The 17,550-nt window shown below is 70.2% G+C and carries 21 protein-coding genes; 16 read left to right on the top strand and 5 right to left on the bottom strand.

The genetic code is table 11. The features are described 5' to 3' along the window. Positions 1 to 8: 8 nt before the first annotated feature. The 11 genes from OG906_RS13530 to OG906_RS13480 all read left to right on the top strand — a co-directional run bounded on the left by OG906_RS13530 (position 9) and on the right by OG906_RS13480 (position 8,325). Positions 9 to 392, top strand: coding sequence for a TadE/TadG family type IV pilus assembly protein (locus OG906_RS13530; protein ID WP_329442793.1), 384 nt, complete (start codon positions 9 to 11; stop codon positions 390 to 392). A gap of 1 nt (position 393) precedes the next feature. Further along, positions 394 to 804, top strand: a complete 411-nt coding sequence (locus tag OG906_RS13525) for a TadE/TadG family type IV pilus assembly protein (protein ID WP_329442791.1) — start codon at positions 394 to 396, stop codon at positions 802 to 804. Continuing rightward, complete coding sequence (locus tag OG906_RS13520; RefSeq protein ID WP_329442789.1) at positions 801 to 2,156, top strand: CpaF family protein; 1,356 nt, start codon at positions 801 to 803, stop codon at positions 2,154 to 2,156. Before OG906_RS13525 ends, OG906_RS13520 begins: the two co-directional genes overlap by 4 nt. Beyond that, a complete protein-coding gene (locus OG906_RS13515; protein WP_267799568.1) occupies positions 2,153 to 3,091 on the top strand; it encodes a type II secretion system F family protein in 939 nt (312 codons plus the stop codon). The genes OG906_RS13520 and OG906_RS13515 overlap by 4 nt, the downstream gene beginning before the upstream one ends. A 13-nt stretch (positions 3,092 to 3,104) precedes the next feature. Continuing rightward, positions 3,105 to 3,998 (top strand): DUF5936 domain-containing protein, encoded by an 894-nt coding sequence (locus OG906_RS13510; RefSeq protein WP_267799569.1) that lies wholly within the window; start codon positions 3,105 to 3,107, stop codon positions 3,996 to 3,998. Positions 3,999 to 4,001: 3 nt separating this feature from the next. After that, positions 4,002 to 5,393, top strand: a complete 1,392-nt coding sequence (locus tag OG906_RS13505) for a sensor histidine kinase (RefSeq protein ID WP_329442788.1) — start codon at positions 4,002 to 4,004, stop codon at positions 5,391 to 5,393. Continuing rightward, on the top strand, positions 5,393 to 6,079 hold the full coding sequence (locus OG906_RS13500; protein ID WP_267827711.1) for a response regulator: 687 nt from the start codon (positions 5,393 to 5,395) through the stop codon (positions 6,077 to 6,079). The genes OG906_RS13505 and OG906_RS13500 overlap by 1 nt, the downstream gene beginning before the upstream one ends. 110 nt (positions 6,080 to 6,189) lie before the next feature. After that, positions 6,190 to 6,438, top strand: a complete 249-nt coding sequence (locus OG906_RS13495) for a hypothetical protein (protein ID WP_443067378.1) — start codon at positions 6,190 to 6,192, stop codon at positions 6,436 to 6,438. Beyond that, complete coding sequence (locus OG906_RS13490) at positions 6,435 to 7,061, top strand: pilus assembly protein TadG-related protein (RefSeq protein WP_329442787.1); 627 nt, start codon at positions 6,435 to 6,437, stop codon at positions 7,059 to 7,061. The genes OG906_RS13495 and OG906_RS13490 overlap by 4 nt, the downstream gene beginning before the upstream one ends. 30 nt (positions 7,062 to 7,091) lie before the next feature. Beyond that, on the top strand, positions 7,092 to 7,682 hold the full coding sequence (locus OG906_RS13485) for a hypothetical protein (RefSeq protein WP_329442785.1): 591 nt from the start codon (positions 7,092 to 7,094) through the stop codon (positions 7,680 to 7,682). A gap of 4 nt (positions 7,683 to 7,686) precedes the next feature. Next, positions 7,687 to 8,325 carry an OmpA family protein gene (locus OG906_RS13480; protein WP_329442783.1) on the top strand — a complete coding sequence of 213 codons (639 nt, stop codon included), beginning with the start codon at positions 7,687 to 7,689 and terminating at the stop codon, positions 8,323 to 8,325. 102 nt (positions 8,326 to 8,427) lie between these two features. On the opposite strand, the gene OG906_RS13475 is transcribed toward OG906_RS13480, so the two are convergent. Next, positions 8,428 to 8,958, bottom strand: a complete 531-nt coding sequence (locus OG906_RS13475) for a TetR/AcrR family transcriptional regulator (protein WP_329442781.1) — start codon at positions 8,956 to 8,958, stop codon at positions 8,428 to 8,430. Between the two features lie 104 nt (positions 8,959 to 9,062). On the opposite strand from OG906_RS13475, the gene OG906_RS13470 reads away from it, so the two are divergent. After that, a complete protein-coding gene (locus tag OG906_RS13470) occupies positions 9,063 to 9,503 on the top strand; it encodes a nuclear transport factor 2 family protein (protein WP_267799582.1) in 441 nt (146 codons plus the stop codon). A gap of 115 nt (positions 9,504 to 9,618) precedes the next feature. On the opposite strand, the gene OG906_RS13465 is transcribed toward OG906_RS13470, so the two are convergent. Continuing rightward, a complete protein-coding gene (locus OG906_RS13465) occupies positions 9,619 to 10,194 on the bottom strand; it encodes a TetR/AcrR family transcriptional regulator (protein WP_267799583.1) in 576 nt (191 codons plus the stop codon). A 122-nt stretch (positions 10,195 to 10,316) separates the two neighbouring features. Between OG906_RS13465 and OG906_RS13460 the strand changes: the two genes are divergently transcribed. The 4 genes from OG906_RS13460 (at position 10,317) to OG906_RS13445 (ending at position 14,550) form a co-directional block, all read left to right on the top strand. Beyond that, a complete protein-coding gene (locus OG906_RS13460; RefSeq protein ID WP_443067458.1) occupies positions 10,317 to 11,903 on the top strand; it encodes an MDR family MFS transporter in 1,587 nt (528 codons plus the stop codon). Positions 11,904 to 12,366: 463 nt separating this feature from the next. Continuing rightward, complete coding sequence (locus OG906_RS13455; RefSeq protein ID WP_329442777.1) at positions 12,367 to 13,194, top strand: polysaccharide deacetylase family protein; 828 nt, start codon at positions 12,367 to 12,369, stop codon at positions 13,192 to 13,194. Positions 13,195 to 13,390: 196 nt separating this feature from the next. Then, entirely contained in the window at positions 13,391 to 13,711 is a 321-nt protein-coding gene (locus tag OG906_RS13450; RefSeq protein ID WP_267799586.1) for a nuclear transport factor 2 family protein, read from the top strand. A gap of 206 nt (positions 13,712 to 13,917) precedes the next feature. Continuing rightward, a complete protein-coding gene (locus tag OG906_RS13445) occupies positions 13,918 to 14,550 on the top strand; it encodes a hypothetical protein (protein WP_329442774.1) in 633 nt (210 codons plus the stop codon). A 255-nt stretch (positions 14,551 to 14,805) separates the two neighbouring features. On the opposite strand, the gene OG906_RS13440 is transcribed toward OG906_RS13445, so the two are convergent. The 3 genes from OG906_RS13440 to OG906_RS13430 all read right to left on the bottom strand — a co-directional run bounded on the left by OG906_RS13440 (position 14,806) and on the right by OG906_RS13430 (position 17,465). Next, positions 14,806 to 16,092 carry an extracellular solute-binding protein gene (locus tag OG906_RS13440; RefSeq protein WP_329442772.1) on the bottom strand — a complete coding sequence of 429 codons (1,287 nt, stop codon included), beginning with the start codon at positions 16,090 to 16,092 and terminating at the stop codon, positions 14,806 to 14,808. 296 nt (positions 16,093 to 16,388) lie between these two features. Beyond that, the gene (locus OG906_RS13435) at positions 16,389 to 17,006 is read right to left on the bottom strand and encodes an SMI1/KNR4 family protein (RefSeq protein WP_329442770.1); all 618 of its coding nucleotides are present in this window, start codon (positions 17,004 to 17,006) and stop codon (positions 16,389 to 16,391) included. Positions 17,007 to 17,087: 81 nt separating this feature from the next. Continuing rightward, entirely contained in the window at positions 17,088 to 17,465 is a 378-nt protein-coding gene (locus OG906_RS13430; protein WP_329442768.1) for a DUF192 domain-containing protein, read from the bottom strand. Between the last annotated feature and the right edge of the window lie 85 nt (positions 17,466 to 17,550).

Genomic DNA, 17,550 nt, shown 5'->3' with positions numbered 1-17,550 from the left:
GCGGAGCGGTGCGGGGACGGACCCGGGGACGGGAGTGGGAGGCGCGCCGGGACCGGGGCCAGGTCGCCGTCGAGTTCGTCGGGATGGTCCCGCTGATCCTGCTGCTCGTGGCGGCGGTGTGGGAGTGCGTGCTGATCGGGTACGCGTTCTCGCTGGCCGGCAACGCGGCGGACGAGGCGGCCCGGGTCGGGGCGGTGCACGGCGACGGTCCGTGCCGAACGGCGGCCGGCAAGTACATCGGGGGCGCCTGGAACATGTCCGCGACCTGCGGGAAGTCCGGTGACATCTACAAGGCCACCGTCAGCCTCAACGTCCCCGTGTTCTTCCCCGGCCTCGACATCGGCGTCCCCATCACGGGCGAGGGCGGCTCCGCGCTGGAGAAGGAGGACTGACGTGAACCGGCACCCTGATCCGCACCGTGACCGTGACCGCATCCGTGGCCGCATCCCTGGCCGTGACCGGGGTCAAGTGGCCCTGGAGTACATCGGGTTCATCCCGATCCTGCTCTTCGTCGCACTGTGCGGCATCCAGCTGGGCTGGGTCGCCTACGTCCACCAGCAGGCGGAGACCGCCGCCCGCACCGCCGCCCGCGTCGAGGCCCGCAACCCGGGCGCCGGATCGGCCGCGGGCAAGTCGGCGGTGAAGGCGAGCCTGGGCGCCGAGGTGGCCGTGTCCACGACGTCCGACGCCGTCACCGCGACCGCGACCATCACGATCAACTCCATCGTGCCCGGCCTCGACATCGATCCCGCCACCGCCACCGCCACCATGCCCAACGACGACCCGAAGGTGACCGGACCATGAGCCTGCGTTCCCGGGTCAACACCCCCGACGACCGCCACAGCCACGGCGACGACGGCCGACTGGTCTCCTCGTACCGCGCCAAGCTGCTGGAGGAGATCGACCTCGCCGAGATGTCCGCGCTCGCGCCCACCGAGCGCCGGGCCCGCCTGGAACGCGTACTCGGCCACATCATCAGCCGCGAGGGCCCCGTCCTCTCCACCGTCGAACGCGCCCAACTGATCCGCCGCGTCGTCGACGAAGCCCTCGGTCTCGGCGTCCTCGAACCGCTCCTCGAAGACCCCTCGATCTCCGAGATCATGGTCAACGGACCCGACCAGATCTTCGTCGAACGCGCCGGCCGGGTGGAGCAACTGCCCCTGCGCTTCGCCTCGCACGAACAGCTGATGCAGACCATCGAGCGCATCGTCTCCACCGTCAACCGACGCGTGGACGAGGCCAATCCGATGGTCGACGCCCGCCTCCCCAGCGGCGAGCGCGTCAACGTCATCATCCCGCCGCTGTCCCTCACCGGCGCCACCCTCACCATCCGCCGCTTCCCCCGCGCGTTCACCCTGCACGAGATGATCAGCCTGGGTTCGCTGGACGAACAGATGCTCATGCTGCTGTCGGGCCTCGTCCAGGCGAAGATGAACGTGATCGTCTCCGGCGCCACCGGCACCGGCAAGACCACCCTCCTGAACGCCCTCTCCGGACTGATCCCGGAGGGCGAACGCATCATCACCATCGAGGACTCGGCCGAACTCCAGCTCCAACAGGCCCACGTGATCCGCCTCGAATCCCGCCCCCCGAACGTCGAGGGCAGCGGCCGGATCACCATCCGCGACCTCGTACGCAACTCCCTGCGCATGCGCCCCGACCGCATCATCGTCGGCGAGGTCCGCGGCGGCGAGACCCTCGACATGCTCCAGGCCATGTCCACCGGCCACGACGGCTCCCTCGCCACCGTGCACGCCAACAGCTCCGAGGACGCCCTGATGCGCCTCCAGACCCTGGCGTCCATGTCGGAGGTGGAGATCCCCTTCGAGGCGCTCCAGGACCAGATCAACAGCGCCGTCAACGTCGTCGTCCAACTGACCCGCTTCGGCGACGGCTCGCGCCGCATCACGGAGATCTCCATCCTCGACTCGCACGGCCGCGAACCGTTCCGCATCACCACCGTCTGCCGGTTCGCGGCCCAGCCGATGGGCCCGGACGGCCGCGTCCACGGCCACTTCGAGTACTACCCGCTGCCACGCCGGATCGCGGACCGCCTCTACATGAACAACCAGCCGATTCCGCAGGCCTTCGGCGTCGCGCTGTCGGACGACCAGTTGGCCACCCGGACCGCACGGACCACTCGGACCCTCCTGTGAACACAACCGTCTCCCTCACCCTCGGCGCCACCCTCCTGGCCGGCCTCCTCGTGGTCTGGGGCGTCCACGCCTACTCCGCCGGCCGCGCCCAGCGCGCCGCCCTGATCGAGCGCCTCTCCGCGAGCGGCGCCCCCGAGCCCCAGGGGCGCAGACGCCGCTTCCGGGAGATCGACCGTCGGCTGCGCCGCACCCGGCTGGGCCGGCGCATCGAGATCAAGCTGGCGACCACCGGCCTGGACCTCACCCCCGGCGAGTTCTTCGTCTACATGCTGCTGTCCGTGGCCGGGGTCTGGCTGGTCTTCGCGTCCTTCCTCGCCCCGTTCTTCGGACCGGTGGCCGGACTCATCGCGCTCTGGTCCGCCAACGCCTTCCTCAACTGGCAGCGGGCGCGCCGCACGGAGCGGTTCATCAACCAGCTCCCCGAACTGGCCCGCATCCTCGCCAACGCCACCCAGGCCGGCCTGGCCCTGCGTACCGCCATCGGCATCGCCGCCGAGGAACTGGAGGCCCCGGCCGGGGAGGAACTCGCCCGGGTCGCCGACCGGCTCGCCATCGGGCACTCCATCGAGGAGTCCCTGGGCGAACTCACCGAACGCCTGCCCTCGCGGGAACTGGTCGTCCTGGTCTCCACCCTGGTCCTGTCGGCCCGCGCCGGCGGCGCCATCGTGGGCAGCCTGCGCAACCTGACGGTGACCCTGGAACAGCGCAAGGAGACGCGACGGGAGATCCGCACCCAGCTGTCGCAGGTGACCGTGACCGCGTACCTGGTGCCGGCCATCGGACTGGGCTCCCTGCTGCTGGTGGACATGATGATGCCGGGCGCGCTGGACCGGATGACGGGGGCGTTCATCGGGCAGACGGCCGTCCTCGTCGCGCTGGGCCTCTTCGCCCTCGGCTTCGTCCTCATCCGGCGCCTGTCGAAGATCGACGTGTGAGGGGCCCCGACCGATGACCGCACTCCTTCTCGCCCTGGCCCTGGGCCTGTCCGTCTTCGGCGCCCTGTACGGGCTGCGCCTCTACCGCGCCGACGTCAAACTCCCCAGCGACCTCGCCCTGGCCTTGGAGGTCGGCGCCACCCGCACCACCGCCGTCGGCTCGCTCGTCGACCGCCTCGGCATCCGCTGGGCCCCGCTCGTCCTGCGCCTGATGGGCCGGGACCGCGTCGCCCGCAAGCGCCGCCAGATCGACATGGCCGGCAACCCGGCCGGCCTGACCATCGACCGCTACGCGGCCCGCCGGGCCGTGTACGCCCTCCTGGGCGGGCTCGGCGCCTTCTCCCTGCTGATCAACGGCCAGTTCGTACCGGCCCTGCTGATGGTCGCGTTCGGCCTGTTCTGGATCGAGGTCGGCCTGTGGTCCGCGATCCGTGTGCGACGCGACCACATCGAACGCACCCTGCCCGACTTCCTGGACGTCCTCGCCGTCGTGGTGAGCGCCGGGCTGGGCTTCCGGCAGGCGCTGGAACGGGTGGCGGGCAAGTACGAAGGCCCGTGGTCCGACGAGATCCGCATCACCCTCCAACAGATGGACATGGGCGTCAGCCGCCGCCAGGCCTTCGACGAACTGCGCCGGCGCAACGACTCCGAACAGGTCGCCCAGTTCGTGACCGCCCTCCAACAGGGCGAGGAACTCGGCTCCCCGATCGTCGAGACCCTGATCGCGATCGCCGAGGACATGCGCCGCACGGACGCCCAGAACGCCCGCCGCCGAGCCGCCCGCGCCGTCCCGAAGGCCACCTTCTCCGTCACCATGTTCATGCTGCCCGGCACGCTGATCCTGCTCGTCTGCGGATTCGTGTACGGGGCGAACATCGACTTCGGCGCGATGTTCGGAGGCGGCTGAGCCATGCCCCTTCCCTTGTACCGGGGCCTTGCCCTGAAGCGGGCCCTTCCGTCGGGCCGGGCCCTTCCGTCGGGCCGGGCGCTTCCGCCGGACCCGTCGGGCGTGCCGGACCTGTCGGGCGTGCCGCGGGCGAACGCGCTGCGGGCCTCGGCCCGCCACGTCCTCGTACTCCGGCTCGCCCTGATCGCCCTGGGCGCCCCGACGGCACTGGAACGGTCGGCGCCCGGCGGACCGACGTACCTGACCGCAGGCGCCCTCCTGGTCACCTTCACGCTGTCCTACGCCGCGTTCCGCGCGGGGGAGCGCCTCGGACCGCTCCTCCCGCGCCACCGGGCGCTGCTCGCCCTGGACATGGCGCTCGTCACCCCCCTGCTCGTCATCGCCGGCCCCGCACTCCCGCTCGGCCTCGTCTGCCTCTGCACCCCGCTGCTCGCCGGACTCCTCCACGACCGCCGCGCGGCGGCCGGGTACGCGGTCGCGCAGGCAGCGGTGGTCGCGGCGGTGACAGTGGTCACGGCGGTGACCGGCGCGGGGGGCGCGGGCGTGTCGGGGGTCGGGGACGCGGGCGTGTCGGGAGCCGAGGGCGTGTCGGGGGGCGGGCCCCTGCTGTCCGCCCTCGCCCTGCCGTCCGCTTTCGCCCTGCCCGCCCTCTGCCTGCTCGCGGGGGCGGCGGGGGCCTGCCTGCGGGACCTCCTCACCCGCGTCGACGAGGCGAGCCGGACCTGCGCCGAGACCACCGCCCGCCGCGCCGCGACTCAGGCCGCCCGCGCCGAACGCGACCGCCTGGCACGCGAGATGCACGACTCCGTCGCCAAGACCCTGCACGGCCTGGCCCTGGCGGCGGACGCCCTGTCCCGCACCGCCGACCCGGCCGCGGTCCACGCCCAGGCACGGACGGTGGCCGAGGCCGCCCGCCGCGCCGCGGCCGAGTCCCGGCACCTCCTGACCGACCTCCGAAGCGACGAAGCCACCCCGACCACCCGACCCGCCCCCGCCACCCCCCTCCTCGCGCAACTGCGATCCCTCGCCGCCCACCACCCCGGCGCCGCCCTGCACACCACCGGAACCGTCCCACCCGTACCCCCCGAGGTCACCCGCGACCTGCTCGCGGTGGCCGCGGAAGCCCTGGAGAACGCCCGCCGGCACGCGTCCGCCTCCCGCGTCGACATCACCGCCGCGGCCTCACCCGCCGGCCTCCGCCTCACCATCACCGACGACGGCCCGGGCCTGCCGCCCGGCGGCCCCGACCCGGCCCACCTCCGCGCCACGGGCCACTTCGGGCTGCTCGGCATGACGGAACGCGCCGCCGCCATCGGCGCCCACCTCGCCATCGGCCCCCCGACCACCGGCCCCGGCACCCAGGTCCGCCTCGACATCCCCCTCGGGAGCCCGTGATGCCGCCCTTGCGCGTCCTGATCGCCGACGACAACCCCGTCGTCCGCGCCGGCCTCTCGGCCCTCCTCGCGACCGCCCCCGACATCGAGGTCGTCGCCCAGGCCGCGGACGGCCGCGAGGCCCTCCAGCTCACCCGGACCCACACCCCCGACGTGATCCTCCTCGACGTTCGGATGCCGGGAGTCGACGGCATCTCGGCGCTGCCCCACCTGGCGCGCCTGGCACCCGTACTGATGCTGACGTACAGCCAGGAGTCTGAAATCGTCCGCGAAGCCCTCCTGCTGGGCGCCGGCGGCTACCTGGTCCACGGCGAATTCACCCCGGACCTCCTGCTCACGGCGGTCCGCGACACCCACGCCGGCCGCGCCCACTTCACCCCGACGGCGGCAACCGCGGTCCTCGCGGAGCTCCGGGCCTCTTCGCAACCGCAACGGATTGTGGCACAGTCTTCTCAGCGCCTTCCGAACCACATCGCGTTCGGGCTGAGTTCACGTGAGGAGGAGGTCATGGATCTGATCGCATCCGGGATGAACAACCAACAGATCGCGGCCACCTGCTTCATCAGCGAGAAGACGGTCAAGAACCACATCAACCGCATCTTCGCGAAGCTCCAGACCACCACCCGCAGCGAAGCCATAGCCCGCTGGCTGGGAACCGCCCGTCCAGGGGTGGCCGGCCATGGGTAGACAGTCTGCGCAGTGGGTCCGTAATTGGGCCCCGGGACCCTTGGTTATCACCGGTAACTCCCCGTACGGTCCGCAAATCGACAGCGGCACCGGCCCGGGAGGAAACCCTCATGTCACACAACACGCTGCTGAAGGCCACCGTGCAGACGAAGATCCGCCTGCGCGGCTGGACGGACACGGCGATGACGAGCATGCGCAAGCGCTACACGACCACGGACCGCGGCCAGACGGCCTTCGAGTACCTGGGCATCATCCTGGTCGTCGTGGTCATCATCGGAGCGATGGTCGGTACCGGTATCGGCACGGCGATCGTGGGCCGCATCACGACAGCCATCGCAGGTCTTACCGCCGGCTCGTGATCGCAGGTCATTCCAACGACCGGGGCCAGGTCTTTCCGCTGTACGCGATGGTCGTGGTCGGGCTGCTCTTCGCGGCGCTGGCGTTCTTCGTCTTCGGTCAGGCCGCCGTCGTCCGCAGCGATGCGCAGGGGGCAGCGGACGCGGGGGCTCTCGCAGCGGCTCGGGAAGCGCGGGACAACCTGCTTCCGGGCCTCGACCTTGCGACGCTCAAGCCCGACGAATGGCAAGACATCCTGACGGGTAAGTCCTTCGACGTGGCGGGGGCTTGTGGGGCGGCCGAAGACTTCGCGCGGCTGAACGACGCGTCGGGTACCTGCTCATCGTCGATGCTGCGCTTCACCGTCGAGGTGACGACCGAGGGTACCGTCGGAGCCTCCGTGGTGCCAGGCACCGAGAACATGCACGGGGCGGCAAAGGCGGTGGCCGAGGTCGTGCCCAGATGTGTCTTGGGCGACGCTCCAACCCCCTCCGTTACTCCGGTGCCCGCGTCGACTGATCCCCCGTCGGCAACTCCCACCGTCATCAATTGCAAGGGCGGGAAGATCATCAAATTCGACCCCCTGAAGCCGGATCTCTGGAGCACGCTGGCGCGAAGCCTGTTCGATGTGCGACTGGTCGGCTGACGAAGAACGAGAGACAAGGAAACGGCTCAGATGAGCATTCGGTACACGGTGAAGGTTCACAGGGGAGTGGCTGCCGTTTTCGTGGCGGCATTGGCCCTCGCCTTGGCCGGATGCGGGGACGACGGTCAGGGAAAGGTGCCTCAGAAGGCGCCCAGTGTCAGTAAGAGCGCAGGCGCTGACGCCAAGCCCCAGCCTTCGGTGAACAGCAGTCAGCCCTCCCAGCCGCGTCAGGTGATGGCGACGATGACCGGTGAGGCCGGTGTCGTCCTGGACATCTATTCTGCGGCTCGGGATGCCTCTGGCTTCGTCACGGTGAGCGGCCAGATCAAGAACACCGGCGAAAAGCCCTTCGGTAATACAGCGGCATGGCGTGGTAATGAGCTCAAGGCAAGCGGGGTCTCCGTGGCGGGGGTCACGCTGGTCGACAAGGCGGGCAAGAAGAGGTACTACGTGCTGCGTGACACGGAGGGCAGATGCCTGTGCACAACGGGCGTGGTCATCATCGAAGCGGGCCAGTCGGTTCCCTTCTTCGCCCAATTCCCTGCGCCCCCCGCGAGCACCGGCGAGGTCGAGTTCAACTTCCCGACTTTCTCGTCGGCAACTTTGAAGATCTCCGGGTGATCCCATGACCAAACGACACCGCGTCTCCGCGTCCACCGCCGTCGTCGGGCTCGTCATTGCCGGCGCGCACTTCATCGGGGCCACCAGTGCCCACGCCGACGACGTCAAGCCGTCGGTGCCGCCCGGTACCGAGCCTTCGGCTTCGGCTCCCGTGGCCATCGACTCGAACGCCCCCGGGCTCAAGATCCCGCAGGGTGGGACCCTCGCGCCCGTCAAGGTGCTCGACATCGCCGAGGTCGTCGAGGACCTCGGGGGTGAGGAGCGGCGGCAGGAGACCAATCAGACCGTCATGATGGCGCTGCAGTCCGAGGTCCTGTTCCCCGAGAACAGCGCGGTGTTCAACGCGCAGGCGGCGGCGCGGATACAGGCCATCGCCAACGAGATCAACCAGCAGAAGGCGACCCGCGTCCGCGTCTTCGGGTTCACCGATGACCAGGGCAGTTATGAGCACGGCAAGGAGCTGTCCAAGCAGCGCGCCGACGCCGTGCAGGCGGAGTTGGGCAAGACCGTGACGAACTCCGGCGTCATCTTCGACGTCCGCGGTTACAGCGAGGATTACCCGATCGCCGACAACGGCACCGAGGAAGGCCGGAAGAAGAACCGGCGCGTGGAGATCACGTTCCCCCGCGGGAGCGGTCAGTAGGCCTTCGGGCGGCGGGTGTTCGTCCGTCAACTCTCACTGCGTGAGGACGCCGGCCCTCACCGCATGAGGACGCCGGCTCTCACCGCATGAGGGCACCGCCCCTCACCGCATGAGGATGGCCGCCGCCTCGCGGGCCCGGTGGGCCGGCGCGGGGCCGGGGTCGAGGGCGGCCACGACGGTGGCGCCCTCGACCAGGAGCAGGAGTTGGTCCGCGAGCGGTTCCCGGTCGGGGCCGGCGAGGTCGGCCAGGAGGTTCCGCAGCTCCGCCTTGTGGCGGCGGATGACGTCCACCACGGCCTCGGGGCCGGTGCCGAGTTCGCCGTAGGCGTTGAGGAACGCGCAGCCCCGGAAGTCCGGCTCGCGGAACCAGTCCGCCAGCCAGTCGAAGACGCCGAGGATCGGGTCCGGTGCTTCGGTCACCGCCGTGCGCAGGCTTGCCGTCCAGCGTCGGTCGCGGCGTTCCAGGTAGGCGGTGACCAGGGATTCCTTGGCGGGGAAGACGCGGTACAGCCGTTTGAGCGGGACGCCCGATGCGGCGCGGATGCGGTCCATGCCGACGGCCTGGATCCCCTCGGCGTAGAACAGGGTCTCCGCCGCGTCGAGCAGTCGGGTCCGGGCCTCTTCGTCGTCCATGAGGGCAGCGTAGTCCAGAGACGCTTGCCTGGAGAACGATCGTTCTCTATGGTGCGGAGCAGAGGGAGAACGATCGTTCTCTACGTGTCGAGAGGGCTCATTCCATGACCGCCGCCGTACCCCGCCCGCCCCTGCCGCCCTTCACCGAAGAGAGCGCCCGCGCCAAGGTGCGAGCCGCCGAGGACGCGTGGAACAGTCGCGACCCCGACCGCGTCGCGCAGGCGTACACGCAGGACTCGGTCTGGCGCAATCGCGACCGCTTCCTGACCGGCCGCGCCGAGATCCGGGAGTTCCTCGCCGACAAGTGGGAGCGCGAGCTGGACTATCGACTCCGCAAGGAACTCTGGGCGTACACCGGGAACCGGATCTCCGTCCGCTTCACGTACGAGTGGCACGACACCGCCGGCCAGTGGTGGCGCAGCCACGGCAACGAGCAGTGGGAGTTCGACGACGACGGCCTGATGCGCCGCCGGGAGGCGAGCATCAACGACGTCCCCATCGCCGAGGAGGATCGCCGACTGGTCCGACCGCGCCACGACACCTGACGGCCCCCGGGCCGGCGTCACGCCAGAACCCCGGCCCGGCCCCCGGCCCGGCATCCCGCCCGAACCCCGCCCCGCGACCCGCCCGGTAACCCCGCGACCCGCCCCGTAACCCCCGCTACTGCCCGTGCGCCTGCGTGATGAGGTCCGTGGCGACCTCCAGGGCCGCTTGGCGGGTTTCCTCCGGGTTGCCCTCCACGTGCTGGAGGAACATCATCCCGGCGTGCAGCGTGAACAGGGCGCTCACGCAGCGCACCTGGTCCGTCAGCGGCCCGTCTTCCGTCCGCAGCAGTTCGACCAGGGTGAAGAGGCGCTTCTTCACGGTCTCTCCGATGCTCAGTTCCCGCATCGTCGCCTGGTTCTCTTGCATGAACCGGTACAGGGAGGCCCCGGCCGCCATCGCCTCGCTGTAACGCCGGAGCACTTCCCGCTTGGTCTCCAGCGTGCGCGGCTGCTCCTCCGCCCACGCGATCAGCTCGTCGATCGGACGCGTCACGTCCTCGAAGAGGCTGATGATGATGTCTTCCTTGGTCTTGAAGTGGTAGTACAGCGCCGCCTTCGTGACGTCGAGCCGCTCCGCGATCTCGCGCAGCGACGTCTTCTCGTACCCCTGCTCGGCGAAGAGCTCCACAGCCACGTCCTGGATGCGCTGACGCGTGTTGCCACGGCGCTGCTGCGGACTGCTGCTGGTCATGGCGCTCCCAAAATTACTTACTTGACGCCCGGCTAGTGACGGGTTTACCTTCCCCCAGTGTAGTGAACTAGCCGGGCGGCAAGTAAGCCCCGGGGGGCAGGGGAGTGGACGAGATGGCGGAAATGACGAAGAAGGCCGAAACCTCGGAGGAGGTGAAGCCGCGCAGCGTCCGCGTCGTACTGATGGCGCTCATGATCGCGATGCTGCTGGCCATGCTGGACAACATGATCATCGGCACCGCGATGCCGACGATCGTCGGCGAACTCGGTGGCCTGGAGCACCTCTCCTGGGTCGTCACCGCGTACACCCTGGCCACGGCCGCCTCCACCCCCATCTGGGGCAAGATCGGCGACATGTACGGCCGGAAGGGCTCCTTCCTCACCTCGATCGTGATCTTCCTGATCGGTTCCGCGCTCAGCGGCATGGCCCAGGACATGGGTCAGTTGATCGGGTTCCGTGCGATCCAGGGCCTCGGCGCCGGTGGTCTGATGGTCGGCGTCATGGCGATCATCGGCGACCTGATCCCGCCCCGTGAGCGCGGCAAGTACCAGGGCATGATGGCCGGCGTGATGGCCCTCGCCATGATCGGCGGCCCGCTGGTCGGCGGCACCATCACCGACCACATGGGCTGGCGCTGGTCCTTCTACATCAACCTCCCGCTCGGCGCCGTCGCCCTCGCGATGGTCACCGCGGTCCTGCACCTTCCCAAGAAGAAGGCCCAGGGGAAGATCGACTACCTCGGCGCGGCCCTGTTGACCATCGCCATCACCTCCACCGTGCTCGTCACCACCTGGGGTGGCACCGAGTACGCCTGGGGTTCCGGTGAGGTCATCGGCCTGATCATCGTCGGCATCGTGTCGATCGCCGCGTTCCTCTACGTCGAGACCAAGGCCGCCGAGCCGGTCATGCCGCTGCACATCTTCCGCAGCCGCAACTTCACGCTCATGTCGGTGATCGGGTTCCTCGTCGGCTTCGCGATGTTCGGCGGCGTGCTCTACCTCCCGCTGTTCCAGCAGTCGGTGCAGGGCGCCTCCGCCACCAACTCCGGCCTGCTGCTCCTGCCGATGCTGCTCTCGATGATGGTCGTCTCGCTGATCGCGGGCCGCATCACCACCAGCAGCGGCAAGTACAAGATGTTCCCGATCGTCGGCGGCGCGCTCATGGTCGTCGGGCTCTTCCTGCTCGCGACCATGGACACCGGCACCACCCGCCTGATGTCCGGCGTCTACATGGCGGTCCTCGGTGCGGGCCTCGGCTTCCTGATGCAGATCACCATGCTGGTCGCGCAGAACAGCGTCGACATGAAGGACATGGGCGTCGCGTCCTCCTCCGCCACCCTGTTCCGGACCCTCGGCGGTTCGTTCGGTGTCGCCCTGATGGGCTCGCTCTTCACCTCGCAGGTGACCGACACCATGACCGACCGACTGGGCCCCGAGGCCGCCGCGAAGGCGGGCTCGGCCCAACTGGACGCCGCGAGCCTGGCCAAGCTGCCCGAGGCCATGCGCGACGCCTACCAGCACGCGGTCGCGGCCGGCACGCACTCCGCGTTCCTGCTCGGCGCGGTGATCGCCGTACTGGGCTTCGCGGCCGCCTGGTTCGTCAAGGAGGTCCCGCTCCGGGGCGCGGGTCCCGCCCAGGCCGCCGGCGGCGAGGGCGGCGAGGACGAGGGCAAGACCGCCCAGGCTCCCCAGGAGTCCGTCGCGCACTGAGCGAGGCACCTGATGCGCGCGTGGCGTACACGACGCGTGTGACGTATGCGACAACGTAGGAATCGAACGAGCCCGGCACCGCGGATGCACCCATCCGCCGGTGCCGGGCTCTTTCCGTACCCGTACCCGTACCCGTACCCGCGGCCGGCCTCGCCCCCGCCCACCCGTGCCGTGACCGCGATCGCCGTGACACCTGGTGCGGGAGTCGCCTCACGCGGGTCGAGTGAATCCCGTCCACGGGAGGGGAGGTTGAGCCGCGAGGTGATGGGTAGCAGGTTGGGACGATTCGGCCCGGTTTCAACGGGCCCGAAAATACGGACGATCGGGGACGAATGTCCCATTACTTGGAATTTATGGGGGAATTCACTGGAACCCCTCCTCGTCACCCGGCGTCTGGAAGACGAGGGGGCACCACCGGCGGCGGTCGGAGGCGCCCACGAGGTGAAGGGGAGTGGACAGACTCATGGGGTTCTTGGCACGCACGCGCAAGCAGGCCGCACAGTCCCGGTTGACCGTCGTGGCGGCCGCGGTGGCCGTCGCCGCGACGGTATGGGGAGCGACGGCGATCGTCGGACCGGACCACCCCATCGGACACGAGAACGCGGCCGGTCGCACGGACGGCCCCGCCGGCGGCGCGCCGGGCTCGCCCGGGTCGCCGAACGTGCCCCGGCAGCGCATGCCCGAGGGGATAGCCCACGCCTCGGAGGGCGGCGGAGACACGGTCAACGTCACCATCGACGACGGCCCCGACCCCCGATGGACGCCGCAGATCCTCGCCGTCCTCGCGGAGCACGAAGTGAAGGCGACCTTCTGCATGGTCGGCCCCCAGGCCGCGGCCCACCCGGACCTGGTCAAGCAGGTCGTCGCGGCCGGGCACCGGCTCTGCGACCACACCATGTCCCACGACACGGCGATGGACAAGAAGCCCGTCGCCTACCAGAAGGCGCAGATACTCGACGCGCAACGACAGATAGAGCAAGCCGCGGGCGGCGGCGCCAAGGTGGAGTACTACCGGGCCCCGGGCGGCGCGTTCACCCCCGACAGCCGGCGCATCGCCGCCGAGGCCGGCATGCGTCCGCTCGGTTGGAACGTGGACAGCAAGGACTTCAGCAAGCCGGGCGTCGCCGCGATCGTCAACACGGTCAAGGGCGAACTGAAGAACGGTCCGACCGTGCTCTTCCACGACGGCGGAGGCAACCGCGCGCAGACCGTCGAGGCCCTCGACCGGGTCCTGGCCTGGCTCGACGAGCAGGGTCGCCCCACCGGCTTCCCGGTCCGCACGGCCCCCTGACACGCCGTCCGGCGGCGAACGGGTGAGGGTCGCCCCGCCGGCCCCGCCCCCGGTGTTCCCTGGCCGTACGCGCGGCCGTACGCGGCAGCCGCACGCGGCCGTACGCGCGGCCCGCACGCGGCCGCGTACCCGTCACCGCGCACGAGAGAACCCCGCGCGGACCGAATCCCGCGCACGACCGCCGGAGGACCGACCCGTGATCGCACCCGAGCACCTCACCGACCCAGCCGTCCGCGCCTTCGTCACCGCCGTGAACGCGGGCGACCGGGCGGCGTTCGACGCCGCCCTCGCCCCGGGCGCGACCATGTCGGACGACGGATCCGACCGGGACCTCGGCGAGTGGACCGAGAAGGAGGTCTTCTCCTCGGGCGGCCACATGGCCGTCGCCTCGCAGTCCGAGGACGGTCGCGCCCTCGTCGTCGACTACCGCAACGACACCTGGGGCGAGATGCGGACCGCCTGGCGGTTCGACGTCACCGACGGCCGCGTCGGCCGCTTCGAGACCGGCCAGGCCTGACCTTTGCCCGGGTGGGCCCGCCCGCCGCTTCGAGACCGGCCGGGCCCACCCCGGCGTCCGGCCGGCCCGCCGCAACTGGCGTTCATCGGTTGGTATTCCGGGCGAACCGCGGAATCCGTCATCCTCGGGTCCGTCCCCCTTGCCCGTACGGGTGAACGCGCGCCCGGCGTCGTTCCGGCCCGCCGGAAGCCCCCGTTGGGTCGGGCATGAAGCGCACCCGCACCGCCGCTCTCGCCCTCGCCGCCGCCGCCGTGGCCGCCCTCGCCCCCGCCATCGGCCAGTCCGCGGCCACCGCCGCACCGGGCACGGCGTACCTCCAGGACCCGGGCGGCGAGGAGAAGGCGATGAAGTCGATGTGGACCAAGGACGACATGCACAAGGTGGAGGCACAGTTCCGCTTCCACCCGTCGGTCCAGTACAAGACGGTCACCAAGCCCGGCCCCGACGGCGCCCGGGAGTACGAGCGGAAGGTCGCCGACCCCAAGACGCTGGCCTGGTCGCCCTCGTACGAGTTCGCGTGGGCGGTGTCCGACTCCAAGCTGGTCAAGCGGGCGGTGACCACGAAGGACGGCAGGCACCCGCTCGTCGTGCACGCCGTGCTGCGCGACGCGAGGCGGGCCAAGGCGGGCGAGGTGCGGCAGGAACTGACGGACCAGCCGGCGACGGGCCGCACGAAGGTCCCCGGCGGGAAGCGGATCGCCTGCGACACCGGGACCTACACGGTGGAGTGGTCGGTCACCCGGACCGGCTACGGGACGCTCACGGGCACGTTGAACTGGGATTCCGACTGCGGGCAGTACCGCACGGCGTTCTCGCAGGACAACGGCCGACAGAAGTAGCGCGACACGTCCGAAGGCCCGAAGGCCCGAAAAGACCCGACAGACGGGGCGGACCGGGCAGGGGGAACGGAGAAAGCAGGGGAAACGGAGAAGGCAGGGGAGGGGCCGGCCGCCCCGCGCACCTTGTGGGTGCTCGTCGGGCGGCAGGGCCGCGGCCTTGGATCAAGTGCCGTGACTGCCATGGTGCCGCACGGGGTGGGATGCGGCAGGGGGCGAAAGTCCCCATTCCCAGGGGCTTTCCGTACGTATCGTCGGTCAGCTCGTCCGGCCGGCCTCGGTCGCCTTCGCGGCGATGCCCTCCAGGACGGCCTTGGGGTCGCCGGATGGTTCCACGGCGCGACCGATGTTGCGCTTGATGGTGTCGCTGACGGTCACCCAGGAAGGGTCGTTGACCGGGTAGAGCTGGGCGCCGCGCAACGCGGTCAGGAACTGCACGTCGTTCTGGTCGAGGCCGCCGCCGGCCGGGGTGCGGGAGGCCGACACCGTCGAGGGCAGCAGGTGGTAACGCCCGGCGAAGTCGGTCAGGTTCTTGTCCTGGTAGACGAAGTCCAGGAACTTTCCGATCTCCTCGCGCTTGCCGTTCTGGTTGAACGCCATCATCCAGTCGGCGACACCGACCGTCGGCGGCGTCTCCCCGGAGCCCAGGGTGTCCGACACCGGCATCGAGACGGCGCGGACGGAGATGCCCTTGGCGCGCGCCTCGTGTGCGAGCGAGGGATAGCCGTTGAGCATGCCCACGTCTCCGCGCAGGAAGGCGGCGAACGCGTCGGCGCGGTTGAGCTGCGATGGTGGGACCGGCCCGGTCAGCCCCGGGGCGACCAGGGAGTCCTTGATCCACTTGAAGGTCTGGATGTTCTGGTCGGAGGCCAGGCTGTAGTTGCCGCTGTTGTCGGAGTAGCCGCCTCCGTTGCTCAACTCCCAGATCAGCGCCTCGGCGTGCGCCTCCTCCGGGCCGAGCGGCATGGCGTACGGGAACTTCACGCCGTTGTCCTTGAGCGCCTTGGCGGCCGTCTTCAGGTCGTTCCACGTCTTGGGTTCGCTCGTGATGCCGGCCTTGTCGAACAGCGCCTTGTTGTAGAAGAGCAGGCGGCTGCTCGCGACGAACGGCAGGCCGTACAGGGTGCTGCCGACCGTACCGGCCTCCGCGAGCGGTTGCAGGAAGTTCGCCTCGGCGGTGACCGAGAGCAGTTCGTCCGCGGAATAGAGCTTCCCCTGCGCGGCGAAGTCCGAGTAGGAGCCCATCAGGGCCATGTCCGGGGCCTTGCCGTCCCGGACCATGCGCGTGACCGCGCTGTCGATGTCCTCCCACGGAAGAAGCTGGACCTCGACCTTGAGGCCGGGGTTGGCCTTGGTGAAATCGGTCGTCACCTTCTCCCAGAAGGCCTGGGAACTGTTGCCGGGACCGTCGCCGTATTCGGCGGCGACGAGCCGCAGTGTGCCGCCGTCACCGGCGTCTTCGCCGGAACTGCCGCAGCCGGCAAGCGGGATGAGCAGGCCCAGCACGGCCGCCCCGGTCGTCGCGGTGAACGTTGTTCGTCGCACGGGTGGATTCCCCTGATTTTCTTTTGATTCCCGTTGTTACTTATGAGTCACTCCGGGCCGGGGTGTCCCTCCGTGGCCCGTTGGCCGGAATTCTCTCCTGAGGGTGGGGCGGTTGATTCCATTGGGGTGGCGGTTGTGGTCAATGCTCCAACCGAGGCCATTCCGCATGGTGTTTTCCGATATGTGATCCACAATTCCCACGCGCGTAGACATACCGAAAAGCCCGTTTCCGGCCGGGAAACGGGCTGTCGGGGCGTCGGGCGGTCAGGCCGGCCGGACGCCGGTCCTCGGAACGGTCAGTCGGCGAAATCGCCCGCGTAGGGGTCCGGCTCGCCCGTCTCCGGGTTGCGGCCCTCCTGCCAACGACGCTGGGCCTTGCGCCAGTGGACGAAGCTCAGGTGGCCGCCGTCCCAGAAGGTGATGCTGACGGGACTCACGTCGAACTCGTCCGAGCACAGCCGGAGCAGGAATTCGGCCATGCCGTACGGATACACCGCGAAGGACTCGGCGGTGTGCCGCCCGACCACCAGAACCGGCCAGCGGTCGGGGTCGGGATCGGTCGTCAGCCAGCACAGGATGTCCGAGCCGCCCGTGACCCCCCACGCGATGATGGACTCCGGGTCCACGTCGAAGACGGCCCGGCCGCCCTCGGTCTTCCAGACCTGACGGGCGTTGGCGGTCTCCTCGGCCATCTCGGCCGGATCCCACTGGAGTCCGGGCTTGGGCAGCGGCAGCAGGATGCCGGCCTCGCCGTTGATGGACCCGGAGCCGAAGCGCCCCATGAACGCGATGAAGTCGGCCGGGAACCTCGTCCCCCAGGCCGCCTCGGCGACCCGCCAGTCGATGTCCTCGTCGGCGCCGTGCGTCGCCGGCATGATCTGCTCCAGCGCCTTGATCCGCGCGTTCTCCGTCATGCCGCTCCCCTGACACCCCAGCTCAACCGCCCCAACCTACCCCCGAGGCGGTTCACCGCCTAGCGAGAGATGAGACGGACGTCAGGTTCCGCCTCCGACCGGACGCGGTTCCACCTCCACCCGGGCCCCGACCCGCAGGCCCCAGCCCGCCATCGCGCCCGCCTCTGCCTCCAGGACGTGCCGGGAGCGCGGCCGGGGCAACCCCAGCCGGCCGGGGACCATCGTGGCCAGGGCGATCACGTCGAGGTTCCGGTCGAGGTACGCGACGTCGATCGCGAACCGCATCCGGAACGTGTGCACGCTGCCCGCCGGCGTCAACAACAGCGCCCCCGCGATCCCGTCGCGCCCGAGCAGGCCGCGGGTGCGGGCCCGGTAGGAGGCGGCGATCTCCAACGGCACCGGCGCCCCGTCCGTCCCGACGACACGCAGGACGGCTCCGCCGTCACGCCAACGCCCCATGTCCCGGCCCCTTTCCGCCCGCCCCGCCCGCCCCGCCCGACGGTCGGACGCGTCCCGACCGTCCGTCCCGTCCGGGTGGCCAGGG

The sequence above is a fragment of the Streptomyces sp. NBC_01426 genome (assembly GCF_036231985.1).
GTDB lineage: Bacteria > Actinomycetota > Actinomycetes > Streptomycetales > Streptomycetaceae > Streptomyces.
Note: the sequence above shows the minus strand (reverse complement) of the source record. Positions and strands in the feature narration are given on the sequence as shown.